We start from the raw sequence: 534 nt of genomic DNA on the forward strand, positions 1-534 counted from the left end.
GGATGATGGACCGCTGGGGCATTCAGGAGGTCTATGGGATGCACAACTGGCCCGGTCGTCCGGTCGGGAGTTTTGCCATTCGCCCCGGCGCCTTTTTTGCCGCGACTGACCAGTTCGATATCGTGTTTGAGGGCAAAGGGGGGCATGCGGCCAAGCCTCATGAAACTGTTGATACGACAGTCCTTGCCGCGCAAGCGGTCATGGCCCTGCAGACAATAGCGTCACGCAATGCTGATCCCATTGATCAGGTAGTCGTGTCGGTGACGTCTTTTGAAACATCCTCGACGGCGTTCAACGTGATCCCGCAGACAGTCAAGCTGGGAGGGACGGTGCGCACGATGAGCGAAGCGATGAGGGATCTGGCTGAGAAGCGTATCGGAGAAATCTGCAACGGGGTCGCCGCCACGTTCGGTGGGAAGGCAGATATTACCTATTATCGCGGTTATCCGGTGATGGTGAACAGCGAAGAACAGACGGGTTTTGCGGCCGATGTCGCGCGATCCGTGGCCGGTGATTGTGCCGACGCGCCGTTGG

Annotated in this window: 1 protein-coding gene; it reads left to right on the top strand. The window is 58.6% G+C overall.

The genetic code is table 11. The annotated features are described in order from the left end of the window. A partial coding sequence (locus ACR0E6_RS23015; RefSeq protein WP_480587792.1) for a M20/M25/M40 family metallo-hydrolase occupies window positions 1-534 on the top strand: 534 nt, incomplete at both ends.

This window comes from Ruegeria sp. AP12 (assembly GCF_056540025.1).